This is a genomic window from Fluviicola sp., from assembly GCF_030151805.1.
Lineage (GTDB): Bacteria > Bacteroidota > Bacteroidia > Flavobacteriales_D > Crocinitomicaceae > Fluviicola.
Map to the genome: position 1 here is coordinate 1 of NZ_JASLCN010000170.1, position 9,119 is coordinate 9,119.

General features: G+C 40.8%; 9 protein-coding genes. 2 read left to right on the forward strand and 7 right to left on the reverse strand.

Annotated features, from left to right (window positions below; all coding sequences use genetic code 11):
- The 4 genes from Q1V93_RS06510 to efp form a co-directional block, all read right to left on the reverse strand.
- Positions 1 to 1,004: agmatinase family protein (locus Q1V93_RS06510; protein ID WP_300662978.1), on the reverse strand; the 1,004-nt coding region annotated here is incomplete at its 3' end.
- Positions 997 to 2,280, reverse strand: a complete 1,284-nt coding sequence (gene speE / locus Q1V93_RS06515; RefSeq protein ID WP_300662980.1) for a polyamine aminopropyltransferase — start codon at positions 2,278 to 2,280, stop codon at positions 997 to 999. The genes speE and Q1V93_RS06510, both read right to left, overlap by 8 nt.
- A 378-nt stretch (positions 2,281 to 2,658) precedes the next feature.
- The gene (locus Q1V93_RS06520; protein ID WP_300662982.1) at positions 2,659 to 3,435 is read right to left on the reverse strand and encodes an alpha/beta hydrolase; all 777 of its coding nucleotides are present in this window, start codon (positions 3,433 to 3,435) and stop codon (positions 2,659 to 2,661) included.
- Between the two features lie 148 nt (positions 3,436 to 3,583).
- The gene (gene efp, locus Q1V93_RS06525) at positions 3,584 to 4,150 is read right to left on the reverse strand and encodes an elongation factor P (RefSeq protein ID WP_300662984.1); all 567 of its coding nucleotides are present in this window, start codon (positions 4,148 to 4,150) and stop codon (positions 3,584 to 3,586) included.
- 129 nt (positions 4,151 to 4,279) lie between these two features.
- On the opposite strand from efp, the gene Q1V93_RS06530 reads away from it, so the two are divergent.
- A complete protein-coding gene (locus Q1V93_RS06530) occupies positions 4,280 to 4,711 on the forward strand; it encodes a twin-arginine translocase TatA/TatE family subunit (RefSeq protein WP_300662986.1) in 432 nt (143 codons plus the stop codon).
- 16 nt (positions 4,712 to 4,727) lie between these two features.
- Here the strand turns inward: Q1V93_RS06530 and Q1V93_RS06535 are convergent, their stop codons facing one another.
- From Q1V93_RS06535 to Q1V93_RS06545, 3 genes are all read right to left on the reverse strand, one after another.
- Positions 4,728 to 5,294: a T6SS immunity protein Tdi1 domain-containing protein gene (locus Q1V93_RS06535; protein ID WP_300662988.1), complete on the reverse strand. Its 567-nt coding sequence runs from the start codon at positions 5,292 to 5,294 to the stop codon at positions 4,728 to 4,730.
- 83 nt (positions 5,295 to 5,377) lie between these two features.
- On the reverse strand, positions 5,378 to 5,917 hold the full coding sequence (locus Q1V93_RS06540) for a hypothetical protein (protein ID WP_300662989.1): 540 nt from the start codon (positions 5,915 to 5,917) through the stop codon (positions 5,378 to 5,380).
- Between the two features lie 90 nt (positions 5,918 to 6,007).
- Positions 6,008 to 7,150 carry an FAD-binding oxidoreductase gene (locus tag Q1V93_RS06545; RefSeq protein WP_300662991.1) on the reverse strand — a complete coding sequence of 381 codons (1,143 nt, stop codon included), beginning with the start codon at positions 7,148 to 7,150 and terminating at the stop codon, positions 6,008 to 6,010.
- Positions 7,151 to 7,254: 104 nt separating this feature from the next.
- Here Q1V93_RS06545 and Q1V93_RS06550 point away from each other — a divergent pair.
- Positions 7,255 to 9,119: hypothetical protein (locus Q1V93_RS06550; RefSeq protein ID WP_300662993.1), on the forward strand; the 1,865-nt coding region annotated here is incomplete at its 3' end.

Sequence of the window (9,119 nt, forward strand, 5' to 3'; positions counted from 1 at the left end):
AGAGCTCTGGCACCAACGTTTGCATCCCAATCGCCTTCTTTACCGGGAGAGACTTCATTCAAATCAAAACCGATGATCTTTCTTCCGGATTCAACCAATTGGAAGAATAAATAGTTGATTTGTTCCAAATCGAAACCGCCAACAACCGGAGTTCCTGTATTCGGGCAAAGTGCGGGATTCAAACCGTCAATATCGAATGAGATATACACACGTTCCGGAAGTTCGCTCAGAATCATTGAAACCTGTTCTTTCCAGGTTTGTCCTTCAAACTGTCCGCGCTTCAAATCCCAGTCATAAAACGTTTTGACTCTTGGATCCGAATCGGAAAGCTGCACTTCCGAATGAGCGATGTCACGGATTCCAACCTGAACCAATTTCTGAAGATTGGGGCACGATTGAAGTACATTGTACATGATGCTCGCGTGAGACTGTTCGAATCCTTCGTAGGCTTTTCTCAAATCAGCATGTGCATCAATTTGAAGAATTCCAAAAGACTGACCGGTTTCATTTAAAGCTTCCATTAAACCTAGCGGAGTACTGTGCTCGCCACCCAAAACAGCAACAATCTTGTTATTTGCCAGTAATTTGGAAGCGCGTTCTTTTAAATTGTTCCGTAACAAATCCGAAGTAGCATTTACTTTATCCAATACTTCCTGATACGGACTGTTTTCGTCCAATTCGCCACCTTCTTCCAAAAAGCCAATGTATTGAACCGTATCAATACACATTTGATCATTGATCTGCTTCATTTCATCCGAAATAGGCGTCATGAAAACTTGTGTATTCCACGCTTCCGGCAAGAGCGGATGATAAAAGTCCAATTGTGTACTTGCATCCAGAATGGCTTTCGGCCCATCGCTCGTTCCTTTTCCGTAAGAAGCTGTTGCATCCCAGGGAACCGGAATAATCACAATATCTGCATGCTCTTCGGCTACCGGAAAACCAAAAATGTTCCCGTTTGCAATTCCTACTCCGTTCGGGTCAAACTTCGTTGAATTATCCATTAATCAGGGTTTTCACAAAGTTGGGTAATGCAAAACTTGCTTTATGGATATCGGAGTTGTAATATTTCAATCCTTTCTCATTTACAAACTGTTCGATTTCTGAGTCGTTTGAAACAGCTTTCGGTTGAGCGCTTCCTTTCAATCCGTATTGGAAGCTCCACATTCCCGTAGGATATGTTGGAACAAAGAACAAGGAAACAGGCGCGTTTTCTTTTCCGAAAATATGCTGAAGGGTGATGTTTAATTCTGTAAATGCCTGCTCGTTGAATTTCGGAGATTCACCCTGAGCAACCAGGATTCCTCCCGGTTTCAAAATACGGTGACAGTTTCTGTAGAATTCAACGGAGAAAAGTCCTTCTGCAGGACCAACAGGATCTGATCCGTCAACGATTACCAAATCAAATTCTTCGTTTGCTGCTTCTCTTGCAAATGCAATTCCGTCGCCAACGATCAAATTCAATTTCGGATGGTCAAATGAAGCCGCGATAGAAGGCAAATGCTCTTTACACGCTTTGATTACTTCACCGTCGATTTCTACCATCGTTACTTTTTCAACACCGTCATGGCGCAAAAATTCACGTACAGTTCCTCCGTCACCACCACCGATGACTAAAATGTTTTTCGCATTTCCGTGCGTAAACATTGCGGGATGTGAAATCATTTCATGGTAATGGAATTCGTCTTTCTCTGTTGTCATGAACATATCGTCCAATGTCAACAATTTACCGTATTTCGGAGATTCCAAAATACGTACACGCTGGAACGGAGATTGCACATCGTAATATACTTCTCCGGTATAACGAAGTGACAAAGCCTGGTTGTCGTCCTTATCTGTAAACCACACATTGCGGGTATACATTTCAGGATTGGTCCATTCTCCGGCCTTTTGACGCATAGAGCTGATGTCAAAATCATTTCTGGTCAACAACTGAACAGCTCCGCGTTTCATTTCCAAAGCGGAATAATTCTTGGCACCAAAACATTCTTTCAGGTAATCGAAAGAAATCCATGCATCCATTTCTCCACATGTAAACAAGTCTACAGCGGCATAACCGTATTCCGGCCATGTATGAATTGCCAAATGGCTTTCCTGAATTACCACTACACCAGAAACTCCGTATGGAGAAAAATGGTGGAATGTAGAATTAATCACAGTTGCACCTGCTTTCAAAGCCGCGTCTACCATGTCGCGCTCGATTGAAGATACATCATTCATAATGTGCGGATCGCACCCCATAAACTCTACCAGAATATGGTTCCCCAATGCATTACTCATTAGCTATTCAAAAATTACGTTAAAAATGAGGGGCAAAGTTACTGGTTTTCGATGGTTTAGAGCGGAAATATGTAAAAAAATAATGCAGTGATAATTTTATCGTGAAGAATGCTTCATTTCAGGGAATGTAACTAGTGGATTTTCAGGACTTAAAATTTGGATGTAATTCCGCAATATTACGTCCGGGTTGAGATTTTTGGAAATATACGGAAAAAGTCAGGTTTTATTTAAGTAAAAGACCTGTTTGAACTAGTCGGATAGGGATAAATTGTTGGACGTAATATTGCGGAATTACGCCCGTTTTCGACTCAGTCATTTTAGATTATCAGCATTGTTTCAATTTCCTGTCCCAATATTGGGAAATTACGTCGGAACTTTTTAGTAGATCTGTTCGGAAATCCAACCCGAAATCAAATCCACCATTTCTTTGGTTTTCTCCAAATGCGGGTGATGTCCGCAGGCAAGAATCATTTTCCCTGTCCGGTTTGCGTGACCATCAACAATTGAGTTCACCTGTTCTTCCGTTCCGTATTGATCGTTTAACCCCTGAATTGCTAAAACAGGCTGTTTGAAATCCTGAATTTCGGTCCGGATATCCCACGATCTGAATTCAGGTGAAAGCCAGGTATTGGCCCAAGCGTAAAATAAAGCTTCTGTTTTGTCTTCGTGTATTTTACACAAACCGTTGAGTTTTCCACTTTTGAAAGCTTCAATGGCTGGGTGGATTCCTGCAAGGGTTTCCGGTTCTACAAAAGTATGAGCAGCCATCGTAACAACGGCCTGAAGATTTTTCAACCGCTTACTTCCTAAAAGCAGGGCAATGCTTCCGCCGTCGCTATGACCGACGAGAATGATCTTTTGATTCGGATTCAGTATCTCTGGAAGCACTTGAATGGTTTCATCTGCATAGTTGTGCAGGTAATTCCGGTCTCTTACACCAGCAAGAGGTGAAGATTTCCCATGTCCGCTGCGTTCGATGACCATTCCGGGTAAGTTTAATGAGTTACACAAATCTTGCGGAAAACTTTTCCATTGAACAATGCTTCCAAGCGCTTCATGTAAAAAAACGAGAACAGGTTTTGCTTCAGTAATCAATGAATGCTTGATCCATTGAATATTGATTTCCTTTGAATGTATGCGGATAATTTTTTCCATTGAGAAAGTTCAATAGTTGAAATGTTCAAGCTCAAAATTCTATTCGAACTCTTTGAACACTTGAACTTTTCAACCCTTTAAAATGTGCTAAAAAGAAAAAACCACCAGCCGCTTGACCAATGGTTTTCTAAAAATATGAGCGTTAGAACTAGTTTTTAACGCGTTCAACGTAAACTCCGGTTCTTGTATCTACTTTAATGACTTCTCCCATGTCGATGAACAACGGAACTTTCACTTCAGCACCTGTTGCAATCGTTGCGGGCTTCATGGAGTTTGTAGCTGTATCGCCTTTTACTCCCGGTTCTGTGTAAGTTACTTCAGAAATAACATACATCGGTAATTCAACTACCAAAGGAACTTCTTCGCTTGCATCATACAAGATGTTACAAATCATTCCTTCCAGTAAGAATGCAGGTTTTTCAACCATCTTTACAGGAATTGGAACTTGTTCAAATGTTTCGTTATTCATGAAAATGAAATTTTCATCTTCCTGATACAAATATTGATACTCACGGTTTTCAACGCGAACGATGTCAATTTTATGTCCCGCCGAAAAAGTATTATCAATCACTTTCCCACTTTCAATGATACGCATTTTTGTACGCACGAAAGCCGGACCTTTTCCAGGTTTTACGTGTTGGAATTCAATAATTTGACTGATTTTATCGTTAAATCTGATACACAGTCCGTTTCGAATATCTGCCGTGGTTGCCATAGCCTCTTCTTAATTTATTTTCGGCGCAAATATAACCAAAAAAGGTTCCGAAATGCGATTAAAAAATTAACGTTTCATAAGAGATTACTTTAGGAATGCTCAATTAATTCGATTACTTTTGTTGTCATTATGACATTTTTGCCTTTATTTCTCAGCGATGTTGGAGGTTCAGAGATAGTTCTGATTTTAGTCGTTATCCTGATGTTTTTCGGTTCCAAAAGCATTCCAGGTATTGCACGTTCAATGGGGAAGGCGATGCATCAGATTAAACAGGCGTCCCAGGATGTTCAGAATGAAATCAAGAAATCTACCGGTGATGTGAAAACTGATTTTGATTTGCAAAATGTGATGAGAGAAACAGTTGGAATTATCGAGAAACCAATTCAGGAAGAAGCAGTAAAAATGGATCAGATCATTCAGACTCCTACTGAGTTTTCAAGACCTTTCGGAATTGCAAATCCTTCCGCTCCGGCTCATATTCCTGAAACAACTACCACTCCATTAGACCAGCAGGCAGAAGAAGCTCAAACAGCCGGTTCAAAAGATTTGGCACAGGAGTAATTCATTCAATTCTCAATTAACTTGTCATTTGAAATACCAAATCCTGGTAAACCTGGGCGTTTCCTTTGTGAAGGAACTCAACTTCTTCAGCGCCTCCGAAAGCCAAAATAGGAGTAAACGTAAAGACCTCGTGTTTTTGAAGTCTCCCCATTTGTTTGAAAGCCGTTACAAATAAACTTTCACGTAGCCAGATATTCCGGTCTTCTTCGTCTTGCAACAGATCTTCCAGGAAACCGCTCATGCTCCAGATCAACGTTTCGATTTTTCGGTATTGAATGTCGATGATGCATACATCTTCGTCTACCTCCGATAGTCTTCGGTAATAAAATAATTCTCCGAATCCGCTGATTGCAAAAGGAACGTAATTGGGAACTTCTCTTCCGAGCCAGGTCCACAGGTTGTATTCAAAATCAGCCGGATTGACGAACTCGATTAACCCGTCGTTGTATTTTCCGAAACCACTTGTTTTCCAGATTTCAAGTAATGATTCCGGAATTTTGTCTTTGTATTGTTGAATGATTTCATCTGAAGCGGGAACACAATTTGCATCCGGGATATAATGAGCTTTGAAATTCTCTAACATGACACTTTGATTTAAAATGGATACTTGAAAATATGCAAAGAAAAGTCAGGCAAAACTTTTCAATTCTGCATTTTCACTTTTGTTTAGTCTTCGTCGTGCGAGGTATTTTCGTTGAACTTGAAGTCTTTCCGAATTTCCGGATGCGAAATTTCACCGCCCGAATTTCCTACCTCCTTGGCAAAATAAGTGGCAATTACTCCGATAATCAAAACAATAATCGAAGCGGGTAGTGCCATGGATTTTTTTCTGAATTCCAAAAACAAAGCAATCAGGGAAAGAGCAAAGATTCCCCACATTAACGGCATCATTTCTTCTGCGTGTTCTTCGTGAATATGAATCAATGTTTTTGTTTCTTCTGTGTTTTCTAAAGTTGCTTGAATCGCATCCGGACAATCCAGTGAGATTGTTTCCTGTTCGGTAGCCTGTTCTACCAAATGTTCTGCACCTTCGCCTGTTGCGTCTGAGATTTGAGCTGTAATACCGGCAATAATAAAAAGAAGTAATCCGACTCTCCGGGTTACGGATGATTTTGCTAAAATACCGATTAACAGGACGATAATTCCTAAAATGAGACCGATAATCGGAAAATGGTTAATAATCAAGTGCGAATGTGCTGCGTTCATAAGAGTTCAATTTGTCCCGAAAATACAAGAATTCTTAGAAACAGGAAGCCTTGTATGAAGGAAAGGGTAAGTTTTCTGAAGATTGAAAAGTCATTCGGCTTTTGAAATGAGTGAAGCGAGTTGTTCACCGACCAATGAGCCGATCGCAACGCCCATTCCGCCTAGTCTTACTCCGACAGCGCAATGGGAATCAATCTTTTCAATAATCGGGGCTTTTTTTGGGCCAACTCCCATGGTTCCCGACCAGCGGTAATCAATGGAAAATGGTTTTCCCGGAAGAATATTTTCCGAAAGGAGCTCTTCAAGTCTGTTTTGAATGAGTGCTGTTTGATTCAGATCAAACGTGTTTTCGACCTTGAAATCCAGGTTTCGTCCGCCACCAAATAATATGCGGTTCCCGACATTTCGGAAGTAATAATATCCTTTATCCAGGTGAAATGTTCCTTTTGCTTGAAGATTTGGAATTTCGGAAGTAACCAATACCTGCGCTCTTGCGGGTTCAACTTCTAAATGAGGAAGGAGTTTCTTTGCAAATCCGTTAACGGTAATGCAGAGCTTCCGTGTTTGTACTTCTCCGTAATTGGTTTCTATACGAACTTCATTCTGGTTCGTTTGAAAGGTTTTAACTTCAATTCCGAACAGGGTCATAATTCCGTTTTTTGCCAGATCTTTTTGGGTTGCTAAAAGCAATTTCCCCGCATCAATTGCTCCTTCCAGCCGGTTGAAATACCCGCCATGAAATCCCTTGAATCCGAAGCTTGAATATACATCTTCTTCGTAGGAGTAACAATTTTTCAGACCGGTGATTGACTCAATTTGCCGATTCAGATAATCCAGTTTCGGGTGGTATACATCTAAATCTGATTTGTTGGTAATGAGATCATAGGAACCACAATTCTGATAATTCAAATCTGATTCAGGGTATCGCTGAAGTAAGCGTTGCAAGCCTTCGTACCGGAGTTTTACGGTGTTCCAAACCGTCGTTTCATCTGAATTTTCAAGGTCGTCCAAAAGCTCTGTGACACTCCCGAAACAGGCAAATCCCGCATTTTTTGTACTGGCTCCAAGAGGAAGATAACTTCGCTCCAGGATGACAATTTTTGCCTCCGGATGCTGTCTTCGCAGTTCCAAAGCGCATGCTGATCCAACTATTCCGTTTCCAACTATCAGGAAATCAATATTTTCCAATAGTGTTACTTTTTCCCAAAAACTGAGTTGTTTAAATTGAATCATAGCAATGAAAATGAACTTTTTTACCGATATTTGTCTGTAATAAATTGAACTAATTTAAACCAAAATTAATCTCAGTTGTACTACGACTAGAATAAACTAAAAACATGAGAGTGAAACTCCTTATTTTAATTTCCTTTTTCTTCTTGACCAACTTGGTTTTTGGACAAGGCAAAGTTCCGTTTGAAGTTCGTACATTAAACAAAGCTACCGGTAAAAAAGAACCGGGAGTTGTTGTCAAGGTATTTGAAGGAAGTACGGTAACCCAAACTTTCACGAGCGACGCGGCCGGTTCCATTATGCTTCAGCTTGATCCGAAGAAAAAGTATAAGATTGAGGTTTCGAAAGGAGGAAAGGTTACGCGTTATTTCAATGTCGATTTGAAAAACGTGGATCCCGAATTAACTCAGGGAACGAAACTTCCGTCGGGAAGTATCAACATGTCGTTGTTTGATCAGGCCCCGGGAGTGGATTATTCTTACGTTACCGGCAATCCTGCAACAGAATTTTACTACGATCCGGGAGTTTCTTCCGATGAAATCGTTTTTGACCAGGTGCTGGCTAATAAAATGATTACCAAGGTTGATAAACTGCTGAAAGATGCGGAAGCGTCACAAAAACAAGGTGAAGCCAATTATAATGCGATTATCAAACAGGCGGATGCCTTGTTTACTGCAAAAAAATACGAAGAAGCGCTTGCACAATACGAGACGGCTACGAAAATCAAAGGAAAAGAAACTGAAAAACATCCGAATGACCGGATCATTGAAATTGATGGAATCTTAAAAGCAGCTAAATCCGCAAACCTTGCGAATTCTCAATTAGATGGCGAATATAAAGCCCTGATAACTGCGGCGGATGGTTTGCGTGATCAGAAAAAATACCCGGAAGCAATTGCACGTTACAACGAAGCTTTGGGAAAAAAGCAAGAGCAATATCCGAAGGATGAAATCATGAAATGCGAGGCGGCTATTGAAGCTGCAAAAAATGAAGCTGCAAATGCGGAGAAATACAATGCTGCAATCAAAGCGGCTGATGGTTTTTACGCTCAGAAAAGTTGGATGGCTGCCCGCGACAAGTACAAAGAGGCTTTGAAATTGAAGCCGGGTGATCCTGTTTCCACTGCAAAACTGGCAGATTTGGACGGTAAATTAAATGCTCAGAAATCCGAACAGGAGAAAAAACAAAAATACAATGATGCCGTAGCTGCGGGTGACGCTTTGATGTCTGAAGAAAAATGGACAGAAGCAAAAGCAAAATACACGGAAGCTTTGACTTTTGAAGCTGCCGCAACTTACCCGAAAGAAAAGATTAAAGAAGCGGATGTGAAACTGGCGGAAATTGCAAAGGCAAATGCGCTGAAAGAGCAAATCACCAAATTACTTGCAGAAGGAAATACGGCTATCGGAGCTAAACAATATCCGGCGGCGAAAACAAAGTTTGAGCAAGTGCTGACATTGGAAGCTGAAAACGCGGAAGCAAAAACCAAGATCCAGGAAATTGAAAAAATCCTTGAACAGGAAAAGGCGAATGCTGACAAGATTGCAAAAGCAAAACAATTGGTTGTAGAAGGTGATGCTTTGGATAAAGCATCGAAATATACAGATGCGAAAGCAAAATACCAGGAATCCATTGCGTTAATTCCGGATCCGGCTGTTCAGGCAAAAATAGATGCGATTGATGCAAAGATTTTAGCTGACAGCAAAAAAGCGGAACAAAAAGCAAAATTCGATCAGGCAATTCTGGATGGTGATGCAGCGATGACAGCTTCCAACTTTGAAACAGCGAAGAAAAATTATGAAGAAGCGCAGGCTCTTGATCCTGCTTCATCTGTTGCAAAGGCGAAATTGCTTGAGGTTGAAAAGAAGATTGCTCAGGCGAATGCTGACAAGGATAAGAATCAAAAATACCAGGAAGCATTCAATGCAGGAGTGAGTGCTTTGACTTCAAAAGATTATCCTGTTGCAAAAGA

What these genes read in the sequence shown, in the direction of transcription:
- Q1V93_RS06545 (WP_300662991.1), bottom strand. Translation starts at nt 7,150, where the DNA reads ATGATTCAATTTAAACAACTCAGTTTTTGGGAAAAAGTAACACTATTG.
- Q1V93_RS06540 (WP_300662989.1), bottom strand. Translation starts at nt 5,917, where the DNA reads ATGAACGCAGCACATTCGCACTTGATTATTAACCATTTTCCGATTATC.
- efp (WP_300662984.1), bottom strand. Translation starts at nt 4,150, where the DNA reads ATGGCAACCACGGCAGATATTCGAAACGGACTGTGTATCAGATTTAAC.
- Q1V93_RS06520 (WP_300662982.1), bottom strand. Translation starts at nt 3,435, where the DNA reads ATGGAAAAAATTATCCGCATACATTCAAAGGAAATCAATATTCAATGG.
- Q1V93_RS06530 (WP_300662986.1), top strand. Translation starts at nt 4,280, where the DNA reads ATGACATTTTTGCCTTTATTTCTCAGCGATGTTGGAGGTTCAGAGATA.
- speE (WP_300662980.1), bottom strand. Translation starts at nt 2,280, where the DNA reads ATGAGTAATGCATTGGGGAACCATATTCTGGTAGAGTTTATGGGGTGC.
- Q1V93_RS06535 (WP_300662988.1), bottom strand. Translation starts at nt 5,294, where the DNA reads ATGTTAGAGAATTTCAAAGCTCATTATATCCCGGATGCAAATTGTGTT.